13 protein-coding genes are annotated in these 16615 nt (G+C 62.8%); 7 read left to right on the forward strand and 6 right to left on the reverse strand.

Going from position 1 to position 16615, the window contains the following annotated elements:
• Nucleotides 1–248 precede the first annotated feature (248 nt).
• Entirely contained in the window at nucleotides 249–2486 is a 2238-nt protein-coding gene (locus RV1423_RS19880) for an NADP-dependent isocitrate dehydrogenase (protein ID WP_034300442.1), read from the forward strand.
• A gap of 191 nt (nucleotides 2487–2677) precedes the next feature.
• Here RV1423_RS19880 and RV1423_RS19885 read toward each other — a convergent pair whose 3' ends face one another.
• The 4 genes from RV1423_RS19885 to RV1423_RS19900 form a co-directional block, all read right to left on the reverse strand.
• On the reverse strand, nucleotides 2678–4369 hold the full coding sequence (locus tag RV1423_RS19885; RefSeq protein ID WP_081768904.1) for a bifunctional diguanylate cyclase/phosphodiesterase: 1692 nt from the start codon (nucleotides 4367–4369) through the stop codon (nucleotides 2678–2680).
• A complete protein-coding gene (locus tag RV1423_RS19890) occupies nucleotides 4366–4773 on the reverse strand; it encodes a response regulator transcription factor (protein ID WP_231502420.1) in 408 nt (135 codons plus the stop codon). Before RV1423_RS19890 ends, RV1423_RS19885 begins: the two co-directional genes overlap by 4 nt.
• A gap of 151 nt (nucleotides 4774–4924) precedes the next feature.
• Nucleotides 4925–5566 (reverse strand): response regulator transcription factor, encoded by a 642-nt coding sequence (locus RV1423_RS19895; protein WP_051516810.1) that lies wholly within the window; start codon nucleotides 5564–5566, stop codon nucleotides 4925–4927.
• A gap of 13 nt (nucleotides 5567–5579) precedes the next feature.
• Nucleotides 5580–6641 carry a sensor histidine kinase gene (locus tag RV1423_RS19900; RefSeq protein ID WP_034300445.1) on the reverse strand — a complete coding sequence of 354 codons (1062 nt, stop codon included), beginning with the start codon at nucleotides 6639–6641 and terminating at the stop codon, nucleotides 5580–5582.
• Nucleotides 6642–6973: 332 nt separating this feature from the next.
• Here RV1423_RS19900 and RV1423_RS28620 point away from each other — a divergent pair, with 332 nt between their 5' ends.
• Nucleotides 6974–9694, forward strand: coding sequence for an EAL domain-containing protein (locus RV1423_RS28620; protein ID WP_155835180.1), 2721 nt, complete (start codon nucleotides 6974–6976; stop codon nucleotides 9692–9694).
• Nucleotides 9695–9718: 24 nt separating this feature from the next.
• On the opposite strand, the gene RV1423_RS19910 is transcribed toward RV1423_RS28620, so the two are convergent.
• The gene (locus RV1423_RS19910) at nucleotides 9719–10009 is read right to left on the reverse strand and encodes a DUF4148 domain-containing protein (protein ID WP_034300446.1); all 291 of its coding nucleotides are present in this window, start codon (nucleotides 10007–10009) and stop codon (nucleotides 9719–9721) included.
• Between the two features lie 279 nt (nucleotides 10010–10288).
• Here RV1423_RS19910 and RV1423_RS19915 point away from each other — a divergent pair, with 279 nt between their 5' ends.
• Both RV1423_RS19915 and RV1423_RS19920 read left to right on the forward strand, forming a co-directional pair.
• Nucleotides 10289–10990 (forward strand): hypothetical protein, encoded by a 702-nt coding sequence (locus tag RV1423_RS19915; protein ID WP_231502422.1) that lies wholly within the window; start codon nucleotides 10289–10291, stop codon nucleotides 10988–10990.
• A 5-nt stretch (nucleotides 10991–10995) separates the two neighbouring features.
• Nucleotides 10996–12039, forward strand: a complete 1044-nt coding sequence (locus RV1423_RS19920; protein WP_034300533.1) for a DUF4105 domain-containing protein — start codon at nucleotides 10996–10998, stop codon at nucleotides 12037–12039.
• Nucleotides 12040–12054: 15 nt separating this feature from the next.
• Here RV1423_RS19920 and RV1423_RS19925 read toward each other — a convergent pair whose 3' ends face one another.
• Nucleotides 12055–13032, reverse strand: a complete 978-nt coding sequence (locus RV1423_RS19925; protein WP_034300447.1) for a LysR family transcriptional regulator — start codon at nucleotides 13030–13032, stop codon at nucleotides 12055–12057.
• 96 nt (nucleotides 13033–13128) lie between these two features.
• Between RV1423_RS19925 and RV1423_RS19930 the strand changes: the two genes are divergently transcribed.
• The 3 genes from RV1423_RS19930 to RV1423_RS19940 all read left to right on the forward strand — a co-directional run bounded on the left by RV1423_RS19930 (nucleotide 13129) and on the right by RV1423_RS19940 (nucleotide 16373).
• Nucleotides 13129–14379 carry an MFS transporter gene (locus tag RV1423_RS19930; protein WP_034300448.1) on the forward strand — a complete coding sequence of 417 codons (1251 nt, stop codon included), beginning with the start codon at nucleotides 13129–13131 and terminating at the stop codon, nucleotides 14377–14379.
• A 180-nt stretch (nucleotides 14380–14559) separates the two neighbouring features.
• Entirely contained in the window at nucleotides 14560–15207 is a 648-nt protein-coding gene (gene ribA / locus RV1423_RS19935; protein ID WP_034300450.1) for a GTP cyclohydrolase II, read from the forward strand.
• A 29-nt stretch (nucleotides 15208–15236) separates the two neighbouring features.
• Nucleotides 15237–16373: a GTP-binding protein gene (locus RV1423_RS19940; RefSeq protein WP_034300452.1), complete on the forward strand. Its 1137-nt coding sequence runs from the start codon at nucleotides 15237–15239 to the stop codon at nucleotides 16371–16373.
• The last annotated feature ends 242 nt before the right edge of the window (nucleotides 16374–16615 follow it).

The following is a 16615-nucleotide window of genomic DNA, read 5'->3' on the forward strand; positions in this document are numbered from 1 at the left end:
CGGGATGTTTTTGTGTCGGTGCTCAGGCGGTGACAGCAGGAAACGCCGTCTTCCTACAGTTTGGCGAAAGGAAGCACCGATACAATACGAGGTTGTCGCAACGTCAATCCGGCGCCCAGGCGCTGCCGGGCATGCAAGCCAGGTACTACCCGTATCGTCCGCTTCGCCGTGCCCGGCCATCTTGATGGCGCGGCAGCTTCCGAGACGGATCAAGGCTCTACCAACACCAACCCCGCAAGGACATCACCGTGACTACAGACAAATCCACCATCATCTATACGCTGACCGATGAGGCGCCGCTGTTGGCGACTTACTCTCTGCTGCCCATCATCAAGACGTTTACCGCGCCGGCGGGCATCGATGTCGTCGGCAGCGATATTTCGGTGGCCACGCGGATTCTGGCCGAATTCTCGGATCGTCTTACCGACGAGCAAAAAGTCCCCGACAACCTGGGCACGCTGGGCAAACTGACGCAGGACCCGAACGCCAACATCATCAAGCTGCCGAACATCAGCGCTTCGGTGCCGCAGTTGCAAGCCGCGATCCGCGAACTGCAATCGCACGGCTACAAGATTCCCGATCTGCCGGAAGATCCGAAGACCGACGAAGACAAGGAAATCCTGAAGCGCTACTCGAAAGTGCTCGGCAGCGCCGTCAATCCGGTGCTGCGCGAAGGCAACTCCGACCGCCGCGCACCGGCCTCGATCAAGCGCTTCGCACGCAAGCATCCGCACAGCATGGGCGAGTGGAGCATGGCTTCGCGCAGCCACGTTGCGCACATGAAGCACGGCGACTTCTACCACGGCGAAAAGTCCATGACGCTGGACGGCGCACGCGACGTCAAGATGGAACTGGTCGGCAAGAGCGGCAAGACCATCGTGCTCAAGCCCAAGGTCGCCCTGAAGGCCGGCGAAATCATCGACAGCATGTTCATGAGCAAGAAGGCGCTGTGCGACTTCTATGAAGAACAATTCGAAGACGCGCGCAAGACCGGCGTGATGCTGTCGCTGCACGTCAAGGCGACCATGATGAAGGTGTCGCACCCGATCGTGTTCGGCCACGCCGTCAAGATTTTCTACAAGGAAGCCTTCGCCAAGCACGGCAAGCTGTTCGACGAACTGGGCGTGAACGTCAACAACGGCCTGGTCAATCTGTACGAAAAGATCGAGGCGCTGCCTTCGACCAAGAAGGAAGAGATCATCCGTGACCTGCACGCCTGTCACGAACATCGTCCTTCGCTGGCCATGGTCGACTCGGCCAAGGGCATCTCCAACCTGCACGCGCCGAACGACGTGATCGTCGACGCCTCGATGCCGGCCATGATCCGCATCGGCGGCAAGATGTGGGACGCCAACGGCAAGCCGCAGGACACCAAGGCGGTGATCCCGGAAAGCACCTTCGCTCGCATTTATCAGGAAGTCATCAACTTCTGCAAGACCAACGGCAACTTCGACCCGACCACCATGGGCACCGTGCCGAACGTCGGTCTGATGGCGCAGCAGGCGGAAGAATACGGTTCGCACGACAAGACCTTCGAGATCGCCGAAGACGGCGTGGCCAACATCGTCGACCTGGCGACCGGCGAAGTGCTGCTGTCGCAAAATGTCGAGCAAGGCGATATCTGGCGCATGTGCCAGGTCAAGGACGCGCCGATCCGCGACTGGGTCAAGCTGGCCGTCACGCGCGCGCGCAACTCCGGCATGCCGGCCGTGTTCTGGCTCGACCCGTACCGTCCGCATGAAGCCGAACTGATCAAGAAGGTGGAGACTTACCTCAAGGATTACGACACCAAGGGCCTGGACATCCAGATCATGTCGCAAGTGCGCGCCATGCGTTACACGCTGGAACGCGTGATCCGCGGCCTGGACACCATCTCGGTGACCGGCAACATCCTGCGCGATTACCTGACCGACCTGTTCCCGATCATGGAACTGGGCACCAGCGCCAAGATGCTGTCGATCGTTCCGTTGATGGCCGGCGGCGGCATGTACGAAACCGGCGCGGGCGGTTCGGCGCCGAAGCACGTCAAGCAACTGGTGGAAGAAAACCACCTGCGCTGGGACTCGCTCGGCGAATTCCTGGCGCTGGCCGTGTCGCTCGAAGACATGGGCATCAAGAACGGCAACAACAAGGCCAAGGTGCTGGCCAAGACACTGGACGACGCCACCGGCAAGCTGCTCGACAACAATCAGTCGCCATCGCCGAAGACCGGTGAACTGGACAACCGCGGCAGCCATTTCTACCTGGCCATGTACTGGGCGCAGGAACTGGCCGCACAGAAAGACGACGCGGAACTGGCCGCCAAGTTCGCGCCGCTGGCCAAGCAACTGACCGAGAACGAGCAGAAGATCACCGCCGAACTCAAGTCGGTGCAAGGCAAGCCGGTGGACATCGGCGGCTACTTCATGGCCGATCCGGCCAAGGTCAGCGCCGTCATGCGTCCAAGCGCGACATTCAACGCCGCGCTGGAAACCGTCAAGGCTTAAACCCGGCCAGGCAATGACAAGCGGATCCGTGCAATCGGCGGATCCGCGTCGGCGCGGTTAATGGGGTTCGGTCAAGCCTGTTGCTCGCCGACATAGTCGTCCTGATGTTCGTCAGGACGACAGTTGTTCGGGATTTGCCGGCTTCACTGAACGACATTCCCGGCATTTCCCCTGCTTTATTTTCCTGCCGCCTATGCGGCGACGGCAAACAGTTCCGGAGGCGTTGCATGCGCCGGCTGCGGACGGCCGTACAGGTATCCCTGCACTTCATCGCACGACCATTGGCGCAGCCATTCGCGCTGCTCCTGGGTTTCCACGCCTTCGGCGATGACTTCGACGCCGAGGTTGTGGCCCAGGCCGATGACCGCCTGGACGATGGAGGCGTCTTCCGACTGCGGATGCAGTTCGCGGATGAAGGATTGGTCGATCTTCAGCTTGGTGATCGGGAATCGCTTCAGGTAGGCCAGGCTGGAATAGCCGGTGCCGAAATCGTCGATCGACAGTTTGAGGCCGAGCCGGCGCAGCGTGCCCAGCAGTTCGATCGAGCGTTTGACGTTATCCATCATCACGCCTTCGGTGATTTCCAGTTCCAGGCTGTGCGGCGCGATGCCGGTGTCGGCCAGCGTGCGTTCCACCATTTCGAAAAAACCGGAATGATTGAACTGCCGCGGCGAGATGTTGACCGCCATGGTGAGGTCCATGCCGGTGGCAAGCTTCCATGCCTGCGCCTGACGGCAAGCCTGCTCCAGAATCCACTCGCCGATGCCGATGATCAGGCCGGTCTCTTCCGCCAGCGGAATGAACTTGTCGGGCGAGATCAGCTCGCCGTTGCGGCGCCAGCGGATCAGCGCTTCGAAGCCGATCAGGCGGTTGCTATTGAGCGATTGCTGCGGCTGGTAATGCAGTTCCAGCTCGCCGCGCTCGACCGCGTGGCGCAGTTGGGTTTCCATGTCCAGACGATGGTCGGCCTGGGCGTTGAGGTTTTCCGAATAAGCCACCAGCACATCGCCGCCGGCCTGACGCGCGGCCTGCAAGGCGGCGTCGGCGTTTTTCAGCAGACGCGCTGCTTCGGCGCCGTGGCGCGGATATTCGGCATAACCAAGGCTCAGGCTGGACACTACCTCGTGGCGTTCGCTGACGAAGGGCGTGCGCATCTGCATCTGCAGCGCCGCGAGCGCCTCCAGAAACGAAGGATGGCTTTGCGCGGTACGAAACAGGATGGCGATGTTGGCGCCGTCAAGGCGGTACACCTCGGCGCCGAAACTCTCCGCGCAGATGCGGATGCGCTCGGCGACATCCTTCATCATCTTGTCGCCGAAGGCATGGCCGAAGCCGCCGACCACGCGTTCGAAACGGTCGATGGTGCCCAGCACCACGGTATGCGCCTGCGCCGGCAACTGGCGCAGGCGGCGCTCGAACGAACGCCGGTGCGCCAGTCCCGTCAGGGGATCGTGATCGGCCTGATGCGCCAGTTGCGCTTCGATGCGCAGGCGCGCACGGATGTGATACAGCATGAAGCCGGCGGTCACCAGCGTCAGGAGATCGAACAGATGCACCAGCCGGATGATGTTCATGACATCGCGCGCCGTACCCATCAGTTGCGCATCTGCCCGGTTCGCGGCAATCGCCGTCATTGCATTGCCGTCATCCGTCTTTTGTGCCGAGAGCAGTTCAGTGCGGTGGCGGATGTCGCCGGCGGTATGCTCCATGACGATCGACAAGGCGATACTGGCGCCAATGACCAGCAGCAGCAAACCGTAGACGGACCAGCGCGAATGCCGCCGCAGGAACTGCCGCCACGATCCGGACCGGGCATGATCGCCCGGACGCTGCGGCAAGAGAAGCGAAGAAGGCATCCTGGGCGCCTGGAGTTCATGAGTCATGGTCGTTCCTTGTTGTCATGGCGCCGGATTTGCTGGTTCAGCGCACGTTCTATGCAACCGATCAGTTCGCCGGCGTTGAAGGGTTTGCTGAAAAAACCGATGGCGCCGCCCGCCAGCGCGCGTTTGCGGATGCTTTCCTCGGGAAAGGCGGTCACGAAGATCAGCGGCAGCCGACAGCCGTCGGACAATAACTGATCCAGCAGGTCCAGCCCGCTCATGCCCGGCATCTGGACGTCGGTGATCGCGCAGTCGACTGCATCGAAGCCGCGTTCCTGCAGAAAGGTTTCGGCGGAGGCGAACACCCTGGCCTGCATGCCCAGCGACCGCACCAGGCTGGAAACTGCCGCGCGCACGAATGGATCGTCGTCCACGATGCCGATAGTACGAATGTTGGGTGTCGTCAATTGATCCATCCTGTTGCATGGACAGGGCCGAAAAAGGTCCGTCGCTGGAAGCAAGAATAAGTCCTTTGCGACAGCGGCGAAATCATACGATGGTATTAGTGGAAGGCAACAATGTGGCGCGACGCGCCGGCGCCAGGTATCAGGTAGCGTCTCAGGAGGACAGCCCTAGCGCCTGGGCCATCTTGACCAGTTCGGCGAAGCTTTTCGCCTGCATCTTTTTCATCGCATTGCCGCGATGGATCTTGACGGTGATCTCGCTGGTGCCGACTTCGCCGGCGATCTGCTTGTTCATCAATCCGGATGCCGCCAGTCCCATGATCTCCCGCTCGCGCGCCGTCAGCGTGGCGAAGCGCGCCTTGAGGTCGGCAATGGATTTGCCGGCGGCGAGGTTGGCGCGGTCGCGTTCGATGGCCAGCATCACCGCGTCCAGCAGATCCTGGTCGCGGAACGGTTTGGCCAGGAAATCGATGGCGCCGGCCTTCATGGCCTTGACGCTCATGGGAATGTCGCCGTGCCCGGTCATGAAGATGATCGGCAGCGCATCGCCGCTGCGCTGCAGTTCGGTCTGGAAATCGAGGCCGCTGACGCCTTGCAGCCGCACGTCCAGCACCAGGCAGGCCGGTCCGGCATAGGCTTTGTGCTGCATGAATTCGGCGGTCGAGGCAAAGGTCTGCGTCGACAGGCCGGCTGAACGCAGCAGGCTGTCGACAGCCTTGCGCATCGAGGCGTCGTCGTCGACGACGAACACCATGGCTTTGTCGGCTTCGGATGGCGGGTTGTCGTTCGGTGTCATCATGGCGGCGGCATCACAGCGAAGGAAGCGAAAACTGCAGGGCTGCGCCATTGTCGACGCCATCGATGACGCGAATGCGGCCGCCGTGGGATTCAATGATCGAACGGCAAATCGGTAGTCCCATGCCCATGCCCTCGGTCTTGGTCGAGAAGAACGGATCGAACAGCCGGTCCCTGTGCGCCGGATCGATGCCGTGGCCGCAATCGATCACGGTCACCGCGACGCGATCGTCGCCGGACAGAGAGGTTTCCAGCACCAGTTCGCGCCGGTGCCCGGGAATATCCTCCATCGCCTGCATGCCGTTCATCATCAGGTTGATGATGACCTGCTGCAATTGCACGCGGTCGGCATGCACCAGCGGCAAGCCGCCGGTCAGGCGCGGCGTCAGGCGCACGCCGTGACGTGCCAGTTCACGCTGCACCAGCGCGGCGCTTTCTTCGACGATGTCGTTGACGGCCAGCGGCGCATAGGCCGGTTCGCTCTTGCGCGACAGCAGCCGCACGCGGCGAATGACTTCGCTGGCGCGAGTGGCGTCTTCCAGCATGCCTTGCACGGCCGCCTTGACCTCCTGGATTTCGGGCTGCGGCCGGTCGATCCAGCGCAGGCAGGCTTCGCCGTTGGCGTTGATCGCCGCCAGCGGCTGGTTGACTTCATGTGCAATCGAGGCGGCGAGTTCGCCCAGCATGGTCACGCGGGTGACGTGGGTAAGCTGGGCCTGGGCGCGGCTCAGGGCCTCTTCGCGCAGCAGCAGGCGGCTGGTGGCGGCTTGTCCCTTGAGCGCGAGGAAGGTGGTGATGGCGATCGCCACCAGGCTGACCAGCATGCGCGCGAACGAGCCGCCGACGATCGACATGCCGTAAGAGATCACATAAGCGGCAACGGTCAGCAACATGCAGCCGGCCATGATCAGCAGGGCGCCGCGGCGCGGCCACGCCGTCACGGCGACCAGCACGACCGCGACGTACAGGACCGCGATGGCGATGTCCAGCGGCGTCAGCGCGTCGATCAGGAAGATAACCAGCGCCAGCACGCCGGCCATAAATTGCAAGAGCGAGGAACGTTCCGGTTCTGACATGGGACTCTTTTGGATTTATTGTTGCCGGCTGTCCGCACGACCGGCCGAGGTTTGTCGCAGTGCGCCCAGTATACGACAAGCGATTTACCGGCGGAAGCCGTCCTAAACCAAAGTATAGGTGGCTGAAACCTATGTCGGATAGGCGCGCCGCGCGCCAGGGCATAAGCTGTTTCCACGCTAAGGATGGCGCGTTCCGACCGGCCCCGTAGCGAACCCCGGACTTGAAATACGACGATGCAAAACGGCTGCGTTTCCACAGGGAATCGTTTGCAGGCCTGTTCAGTTGTCCGGCGTTGCCCGTCAATCTGTCGGCGCTTTCGGCGAGGTGGAACATGAAGCATCTCTTTGCATCCAAAATAAAATCGCGGCGCAAGCTGGCGGAGTGGTCGACGCTGCTGGCGTTGCTGGTCGTCGGCGCTTCCCTCAGCGGCTATCTGGTCTGGTCCGAAAAGAAACTGAGCGCGGCGGCCGAGATCGACCGTATGCAGGGACAGGCCAGGATCATCGATGAAAACCTGGTGCATCAGTTGACCGGCGTGCGCAATGCGTTGGAAGAAATCCGCAGCGCCGTCGGCGCCGACATCGGCGACGCGCAGCGATATCCACAACGGCTGCCGCTGAAAGCGCTCAAGAAGTCGATGCCGGGCGTGCGCGCCATCATGGTGATGGACGCCACGGGACGCATACTGGCGTCCGACGACGACCTGATGGACAAGAAACTGGACGACCGCCAGTTCATCGGCAGCATCGCCGGCATGAGCGACCCCGCCACGCTTTATCTTTCGCAACCCTACGAAAATACGCCGGGCACCATCAACATCAAGGCGGCGCTGCCGATCCCGGCAACCGGCCGGCATCCACAGGGCGTGGTGCTGGCGATCCTCAATCCGGAATACTTCGAAGTGGTCATGCGCTCAGTCCTGTACGCACCCGACATGCGCAGCGCGATCACCGATCAGTCTGGCATGCGGCTGTTCTTTGTGCCGCATGACAGCGTCGGCATGAGCGGCGACAAGACCGACACCTTCATCAGCCGCCACCTGAGCCGCCATCTCGTGGCCACCGTACTGACCGGCAAATCCTCGCCCGTCGGCGATGAACGCCTGATGGTGCAAAGGACCATCGCCAGCGATGCGCTGGCGCTCAACAAGACGCTGGTGGTCAGCCTGAGCCGGAACGTCGGCGCCATGCAAAGCGGCTGGCGCCGCCTGGCCGAAATCTACGGCAGCGTGTGGACCCTGTTCGCCGTGCTCAGCGCCATCGCCTTGAGCGTCATCCAGCGCAGGCGGCGTTTGTTCGACGACTTGTCGACGCAACGCGAACGCGAACAGGCCGAGCATGCCGAACGCATCGACATGGCCTTGAAGGGTGCCGACCTGGGCCTGTGGGACTGGCACATTCCGGACGGCGGCTACATGACGGATGCGCGCGCCAAGGCGATGCTGCGCAGCGTCGGACGGGACCGGGCGCGGTGCTGGATCGAGTTCCTGCATGAGGACGACGCGGTCCGCGTGCAGAGGCTGCTGGAAGAACATTTCCGCGGCGACAGCGCCATGTTCGCTTCCGAACACCGCCTGCGCAAAAGCGACGGCGACTGGATCTGGGTCCAGAGCCGCGGCAAGGTGGTGCAGCGCGGTCCCGGCAACGCGCCGATCCGCATGGTCGGCACGCATATGGACATCAGCGAACGCAAGATCGCTGAGGCCGAGATCGAACATCTGGCTTTTTACGACGGCCTGACCAATCTGCCCAACCGGCGGTTGCTGCGCGATCGTCTGTCCCAGGCGATGATCAAGGCCGAACGCAACGGCCAATACGGCGGGCTGCTGTTCATCGACCTCGACAATTTCAAGGAACTCAACGATACGCTCGGCCACGACATGGGTGACCAGTTGCTCAGGCGCGTGGCCTCGCGCCTGCAACAGCAGACGCGCGAAGCCGACACGGTGTCGCGCTGGGGCGGCGACGAATTCGTGGTGTTGCTGGAACAATTGGGTTCGTCGCGGCAGGAAGCCGCCATGCACAGCGAGCTGAAAACGCGCAAGATCCTGCATGCGCTCAACGAGACCTATGCAATCGACGGCCATGTCCTGCATAGCGCGCCCAGCATGGGCATCGCCCTTTTCGGGCCGACCGGCGGGGCGCTGGAAGACCTGCTCAAACAGGCCGACATGGCGATGTACGAGGCCAAGTCGGCCGGCCGCAATACCTTCCGCTTCTTCGATCCGCAGATGCAGGTCAATGTCCTGAAGGCAGCCGAGCTGGAAGCCGACCTGCGCCGCGCGATCGTCCGCGAAGAATTGGTGCTGCACTATCAGCCGGTCATCGACGACGGCTTCGCCATCATCGGCACCGAAGCGCTGGTGCGCTGGCAGCATCCCGTGCGCGGCCTGATTCCGCCGGCCGAATTCATCGGCCATGCGGAAAAGTCGGAGCTGATCCTGGCCATCGGCGCCTGGGTGATCAGGAAAGCCTGTCAGCAATTGGTGGTCTGGAGCCGCGATCCTGGCATGGCCGACGTCAGCATCGCGGTCAACGTCAGCGCGCGGCAGTTCCGCCAGAGCGATTTCGTTGAACAGGTGCTGGGCGCCATCGAATCTACCGGCGCCAACCCGGCATTGCTGAAGCTGGAGATCACGGAGAGCATGCTGCTCAACGACATTGAGGAAGTCGGCGCCAAGATGACGGCACTGCGTGAAACCGGCATCGCCTTTTCGCTGGACGATTTCGGCACCGGTTATTCGTCGCTGTCGTATTTGCGGCGTCTGCCGCTGGACGTTCTCAAGATCGACCGATCTTTCGTTTCGGAGGTGGCCGGTTCGGCGCAGGACGCGACCATCGTCAAGAGCATTCTTGCGCTGGCCCATGAGCTGGGGTTGAAGGTGGTGGCGGAGGGAGTCGAAACTCTTTCGCAATACCATTTTCTGCGCCGGCACGGTTGCCGGGCATTTCAAGGCTATCTGTTTTGCAAGCCTTGCACATCGGTGCAACTGGAATGTTACGCCGCCTCTCCCGATATCCTGCGAACCGGCAAGCCGCGCTTCGCTGAATAGGGGCAGGGCGGCAGGGAAAAGCGATTACGCGCCGGCGTAAGTCGCGTCGCCATGGACGCTTTGTGCAGTTTGCAATTGTCGTTCAACGTCCTGGCGACTCAGTTGCGAGGGCGCTTCCGAGAGGACGGGATAGTCGTCGCCTTGCGACAGCAAGCCTTGGTGTTCGGCCTCGATCAGTTGCTGCTTGACCTGGGCGCGCGAGAGCGTCGAGACGAAAGGCTGTTCCACGGGATACGGCGCTTCGGCGAAGGCGCTGGCGGCGCTGCTGAAGGTGAGGACGGCGAGGGCTATATGCAAGGTTCGCAATGTACGCATGATGTTTCTCCAAAAAAGTCAGACGATGGTCGCAGTCAGCCATGCAGGCAGCATGGCTTGAGGGAAGCATTGAAGGGGGCTGCGACCATCGTGGAACGAAGTGTGCGCCGCGCCGGTCAACAGGATCATGACCAACGCATGACAATTTCGTCATATCGGCGTCAGGTTATTTTCAGCTTGCGTTCAGCTTGGCCGAACACCGGCGCGCCGCGTGCGGGGAGCGGCGGTGTACCATAGTCAGCATCGCGCCGCGTGTATACATGACAGGGGGAGACATCGATGAGGAAACGGTTCCATCTTGCGCTGCTATTCGCCGGCGTTGTCGCTTATGTCGCCTATGCAACACCCGCCGTCGCGCAGGCGACCGCGCCGAGCTGCGATTGCCAGCAAGCCGTGGGTGCATGTTCCGCTTCGATTGCAGTCAGGCCGGTCGAGGCGACCACCATCGGCTCGTATGCCTCCGAGCTGCGGTTTACCTCTTCCGCGCCGGCGTGTTCCAAGATCAATTACTACGTTGACGGCACGCCATACTTCAATGTGCTGGTCAGCGGCAACACCGGCGCCGACAACATCTGGGGGCAGAAGCAGATTACCCGCGCCAACATTACCGACATCAGTTGCCAGGTGTGCAAGCAGGTTGCGATGACGCCCGTGCCGCAGGAAAAGAAACCCGAGAATAGCGAACTCAAGCCGACGCTGTTCGACGGCCAGTGGTTCGGCACCGGCACCAATTCCTTCGGCTCGGCGCAGCGCTGGACCTTGAATTTTGCCACCACGGCGGCCGGCAAGGCGGCCATCACCGGCACCATGGAAGGCAGCTTTCCCACCATGCCGATCAGCGCCAGCGGCACGGTCAGCGGCAGCACGCTGAGCTGGGCAGACCGGCAGACCACGTGTTCGGCAAAGCTGTTGACTGATGTGTCGCTGGCGTTCGAATGCCACGGCCAGGGTTCGGTGCAACTGGTGATGCGCCGCCAGTGACCGCCATGAAAGATTCCGGCGGTCGCGGCATCGTCCCCAAGCTGACCGGCATCGCGCTGACCTTGCTGGCGACGTTGCTGGCAACGCTGGCCGGCGTCTGGGCCGGCTTTGCGCTATGGCACCAATTGCAGGCGCCGACGCAGGTCAGGGTCACGGTGGTCGCCGTGCTGGCGCTGGCCCTGCTGGTTGCGCTGAAGGCCTTGTGGCAGCGGCGCTGGAAGCCGCTGGTGTGGTTCGGCGTGGTGTTTGCCGGCGTGCTGGGCTGGTGGGGCACGCTGAAGCCGTCGCATGATCGCATCTGGGCTGACGACGTGGCGCGGCTGCTGCATGTCGAGGTTGACGGCAGCAAGGTTCGCCTGAGCAACGTGCGCAACTTCGACTGGCGCAGCGAGACCGATTACACCGTGCGTTGGGAAGAGCGCGAATACGATCTCGATCATGTGGTTTCGGCCGATCTGGTGCTCTCGTACTGGATGGGCCCGACGATTGCGCATACGCTGGTATCGTTCGGTTTCGACGACGGGCGCTACCTGACCTTGTCGGTGGAGATCCGCAAGGAAAAGGGCGAGAGCTTCTCGGCCATCGGCGGTTTCTTCCGCAAGTTCGAGACGGTGCTGGTGGCGGCGGACGAGCGCGACATCATTCGCGTGCGCAGCAACGTGCGCGGCGAAGATGTGTATTTCTACCGATTGCAGGTATCGCCGCCGACGCTGCGCGCCATGTTCCTCGGCTATGCCGGCGAGGCGCGCAAACTGGAACAGGCGCCGGCGTTCTACAACACGCTGACCAGCAACTGCACGACCATCGTCTTCGGCCTTGCGCGCGCCATCAATCCCGGATTGCCGCTGGATTACCGGCTGCTTGCTTCCGGTCATCTGGGAGAGTACGCCTATGACGTCGGCGGCCTCGCGCCCGGCGTCGACTATGCCACGCTGCGTGCGCGCGGACGCATCACCGAGCGCGCCCGCGCGGCAGGCGACGATCCGCGTTTTTCGGAATTGATCCGCGTCGGCATTCCCGGCATCGCGGCGCAGAAGCCGCCGCAATAATCATCGTCTGTGCATTCACTGCTGCTTGTCGTCGCGCTGCGGCCAGCGTGCCGCGCTGCCGACCGCCGCCGGCATCGCCTCGCGCATGGTCTCGATGAAATAGCGCAGGCGCGCCGGATAAAAGCGCGCATACGGATAGATGATCGACACCGGCAAGGGCGCCGCTTCCCACTCCGGCAGCAGCGGCACCAGACGGCCGCCGGCCATGTGGTCGCGCAGCAGCCAGGCCGAGCCGAGGATCAGGCCGACGCCTTCCACCGCCGCATTGGTGAGCGCATACAGGCTGTCGGAACTGAGCCGCGGCTGGAACGCGACTTCGGCGACCTCGCCGGTGACGGCATGCCTGAGCGTGACGTCGCGGCGATAGAACTGCGGGATCGCCAGCCACGGCATCGCCGCAAGGTCGCGCGGATGCGTCGGCATCGGATAGTCCGCCAGCAGCGCAGGCGCTGCCGCCAGCATGCGCGGCACTTCGGCCAGCCGGATCGCCACCACCGACGGATCGCGGACTTCGCCGACCTGGATCGCGCAGTCGATGCCGTGCGCAATGAAGTCGGCAAGACGGTCGTACAGCAGCCATTCCACGGTAATGCCGGGATGGCGTCGCATGAATTCGGCCAGCGGCCCGATCAGTTGGCTCTGTCCGAAGGCGTTCGGCACCACCACGCGCAACGAGCCTTCGGCCTGGACGCCAGCGCCGCGCAGGTCATATTCGAAGGATTCCCAGCCCGCCAGCAGATCGAGCGCGCGCTCATAGCAGCGTTCGCCGTCTTCGGTCAGTTTCATCGCATGCGTGGAACGCTGCAACAGGCGTAGTCCCAACGAGCGCTCCAGCAACTGCAGGCGGCGGCTGACGGTCGGCTGCGTGGTGCCGAGCTGCGCAGCCGCCGCCGACAGGCTGCCGGCCTGGACGATGCGCACGAAGGTCTGGATCAGTTCGATCCGGTCCGAGGCCGTGGGCGAAGGAGGATTGAAGTTGTCTTGCTTGCTCATACGTAGAGCGTATAACAATTCTGCAAGTTTTGCCACTACCGCAACGCAACATGGCAAGGCAAACTGCATCCCATCAACTTACAAGGGGTGTCTATCATGTCTTCCATTCAGAATACGCATATAAAAAATAGTGCTAACAACGATGCGGCCGCTGCGGCGGTTGCATCGAACGACCTGCCGGCCTCGCTGATGCTGTTGCTGGCGGCGGGAGCCGGCCTGGCGGTGGCTTCGCTGTATTACTCGCAGCCGATGCTGGGCATCCTCGGGGCCGACATTGGCGCTTCCGACCGCGCCGTCGGCATGGTGCCGATGCTGACCCAGCTCGGCTACGCGCTCGGCATTCTGTTGCTGGCGCCGCTGGGCGACCGCTACGATCGCCGCCGCATCATCCTGATCAAGGCCGCGGTCCTGACGGGCGCCTTGCTGCTGGCCGGCGCATCGTCCGGCATCGGCCTGCTGCTGGCGGCCAGCCTGGCGATCGGCTTGTCGGCGACGCTGGCGCAGGACATCGTTCCCGCGGCCGCCACGCTGGCGTCGGAAGCGCATCGCGGCAAGGCGGTCGGCACCGTGATGACCGGCCTGCTGCTGGGCATCCTGCTGTCGCGCGTATTGAGCGGCTTCGTCGCCGAGCATTTCGGCTGGCGCACCATGTTCGTCGCCGCCTCGGTCAGCATCGCCCTGATCGGCGTCGCCGCATGGCGCGGCCTGCCGCGTTTCAAGGCCACCACGCATCTGTCCTACAGCGCGCTGCTGGGCTCCCTCGGCAAGCTGGTGCAGAAGCATCCGGCGTTGCGTCGCGCCACGCTGGCGCAGGGTTTGTTGTCGGTCGGCTTCAGCGCCTTCTGGTCGACGCTGGCGGTCATGCTGCACGCCGCGCCTTTCCATCTGGGCAGCGCCGCCGCCGGCGCGTTCGGCCTGGCCGGTGCGGCCGGCGCCTTGGCGGCGCCGCTGGCAGGCCGCATCTCGGACCGCAAGGGGCCTGAACTGGTGACGCGCCTGGGCATCGGCCTGGCCCTCGTTTCCTTCGCCGCCATGGCGTTCGCGCCCGCCCTCTCGACCGGCGGCCAGTTGTGGCTGCTGGCGCTCGGCGCGATCGGTTTCGACCTCGGCGTGCAGGCCACGCTGGTGGCGCACCAGACCATCGTCTACAGCATCGAACCCGGCGCTCGCAGCCGCCTCAATGCGGTATTGTTCGTCGGCATGTTTATCGGCATGGCCGCCGGCGCCGCGCTGGGCAGCCTGCTGCTGGCGCAATGGGGATGGATTGCCGTGGTGGCGCTTGCAGCAGCGGCGGCGGCCAGTGCGCTGGCGGTGCGCCTGTGGCCGGGCCGTAACCGCGACAGATAAGCGGTTACTTTCATTGCCGACAAGAAATTGCCGAAGGCCGCCGGTGGCGGCTTTCGGCTTTGCCTGCGCCATCGATATCGTCTGCGGCACTTGAAGAAAGCGGGGATGTACCTGAAATAAATACGGTCGCGTTGTAAGATACAAGGCTGCGCCGAATTCAGGCACTCAAATAGGTTCATCATGTCGTCACCAGAAAACATCGAAACAGACGTCGTCATTCCGGAAGAAAACCTGGAATTCGTCAGTTCCTGCGCATTGCCGATGCCGTGGGCAACTTTCCAACTGCATGCTTTCGTCGACCACGTTTCCGGCAAGGAACATCTGGCCCTGGTGCTGGGCGACGTCGGCAACGGCGAGCCGGTGCTGGCGCGCGTGCATTCCGAATGCCTGACCGGCGACGCCCTGTTCAGCCAGCGCTGCGATTGCGGCGCGCAACTGGAAGCTGCCCTCAAGCGCATCGCCAAGGAAAAGCGCGGCGTGGTGTTTTACCTGCGCCAGGAAGGTCGCGGCATCGGCTTGCTCAACAAGATACGCGCCTACCAATTGCAGGACGGCGGCGCCGATACGGTGGAAGCCAACCTGCAACTGGGCTTCCCGGCCGACATGCGCCGCTACACCATCGTGAAGCCGATGCAGGAACATCTCGGCATCGCCGGGCTGCGCCTGATGACCAACAATCCGCGCAAGGTCAGTGCGCTCAAGGAGTGCGGCATCGACGTGCTCGAGCGCGTGCCGCTGGTGGAAAACCGCAACCCCTTCAACATCCGCTACCTGCGCACCAAGGCCACCAAGATGGGCCATCTGCTGCCGTCGCACGACAACGACTGAATGATCCGGCCGGCCATCCCATTTTTGCCATGACACAAGACACGCCCGCACTGATCCCGATTTCCCTGCTGACCGGCTTCCTCGGCAGCGGCAAGACCACCTTGCTCAATTACCTCGTGGCCCAGCCCGCGTTGAAAGACACGCTGGTCATCATCAACGAGTTCGGCGAAATCGGCCTCGACCATCTGCTGGTCGCGCACAGCCAGGACGATGTCGTGGTCGAGATGAGCAGCGGTTGCCTGTGCTGCACGATACGCGGTGATCTCAAGAAGACGCTCAAGGACATCACCTGGCGTTTTGCCGAAGGCGGCAAGCGCAAGTTCAATCGCGTCATCATCGAAACCACCGGACTGGCGTCGCCGATTCCGATCCTGCATACCTTGATGACCGACAGCTTCATCGCCTCCAAATACCGCCTCGACGGCGTCATCACGACGATCGACGCCGTCAACGGCAACCGGACGCTCGACAACCACATCGAAGCCGTGCAGCAGGCGGCGGTGGCCGACCGGCTGCTGCTGACCAAGAGCGATCTTGCCGATGCCGCCACGCTGCAGGATTTGCGGGCGCGGCTGAAGCAACTCAACCCCGGCGCGGAACAGATCCTGTCGCAGCAAGGGCAGGTTGCGCCGCAGAAATTGCTGGACGCCGGCTTGTTCAATGCCGCCGACAAAACGCCCGACGTCGGGCGCTGGCTGAACGAAGAGTCGTATGCCGAACCGGCGCATGATCATCATGGTCATCATCACGGCCACGATCATGGGCACGGACATGAGCATGATCATGCGCACCGGCACGACGTCAACCGCCACGACGACCATATCCGCGCGTTCTGCTTCAGCTTCGAGCAGCCGATCGAACCCGATTTGTTCGACGAATGGCTGAGCCTGCTGGTCGGCTTCAAGGGACAGAACATCCTGCGCATCAAGGGCATCGTCAATCTTGCCGGGCAGGACAAGCCGGTGGTGATCCACGGCGTGCAGCATATCTTCCATCCCACCGTGACGCTGCCGGCGTGGCCGTCCGACGATCGCCGCACGCGCATCGTGTTCATCACCCGGGATATCGAACGCGCCACCATCGAGCGCTCCTTCGCGGCCTTCATGCAGGCGCAGGCGATCGAACAGGAACAGCGCGCGCAAGGGAACGACACGGCCGCGTGGTAAAAATGCCGCAGTCGCAGCACGCCGCGACAAGGTAAATTTCCTTTCGGATACGATAACGCGCCACATTTTGTGGCGCGTTCCGCTTTCAGTCTTGCCCCGTTATGGTGAGACTCCGCGTGCAACGCCGGTTCTCTCCGTAGGACAAGCTTGCGCAATTCTAGTGAGACGTCGATCGTCGTCTGCGAGGCGGCGGTGCTCCTTTATCCAGCCGAAAAAAAATAATCCGCGACGCACATGCGGCC

The organism is Herbaspirillum sp. RV1423 (genome assembly GCF_000577615.1).
Lineage (GTDB): Bacteria > Pseudomonadota > Gammaproteobacteria > Burkholderiales > Burkholderiaceae_D > Herbaspirillum.

Coding starts and splice junctions, on each gene's coding strand:
- RV1423_RS19885 (WP_081768904.1), bottom strand. CDS start 4,369: ATGACTCATGAACTCCAGGCGCCCAGGATGCCTTCTTCGCTTCTCTTG.
- RV1423_RS19895 (WP_051516810.1), bottom strand. CDS start 5,566: ATGACACCGAACGACAACCCGCCATCCGAAGCCGACAAAGCCATGGTG.
- RV1423_RS19900 (WP_034300445.1), bottom strand. CDS start 6,641: ATGTCAGAACCGGAACGTTCCTCGCTCTTGCAATTTATGGCCGGCGTG.
- RV1423_RS28620 (WP_155835180.1), top strand. CDS start 6,974: ATGAAGCATCTCTTTGCATCCAAAATAAAATCGCGGCGCAAGCTGGCG.
- RV1423_RS19910 (WP_034300446.1), bottom strand. CDS start 10,009: ATGCGTACATTGCGAACCTTGCATATAGCCCTCGCCGTCCTCACCTTC.
- RV1423_RS19915 (WP_231502422.1), top strand. CDS start 10,289: ATGAGGAAACGGTTCCATCTTGCGCTGCTATTCGCCGGCGTTGTCGCT.
- RV1423_RS19920 (WP_034300533.1), top strand. CDS start 10,996: ATGAAAGATTCCGGCGGTCGCGGCATCGTCCCCAAGCTGACCGGCATC.
- RV1423_RS19925 (WP_034300447.1), bottom strand. CDS start 13,032: ATGAGCAAGCAAGACAACTTCAATCCTCCTTCGCCCACGGCCTCGGAC.
- RV1423_RS19930 (WP_034300448.1), top strand. CDS start 13,129: ATGTCTTCCATTCAGAATACGCATATAAAAAATAGTGCTAACAACGAT.
- ribA (WP_034300450.1), top strand. CDS start 14,560: ATGTCGTCACCAGAAAACATCGAAACAGACGTCGTCATTCCGGAAGAA.
- RV1423_RS19940 (WP_034300452.1), top strand. CDS start 15,237: ATGACACAAGACACGCCCGCACTGATCCCGATTTCCCTGCTGACCGGC.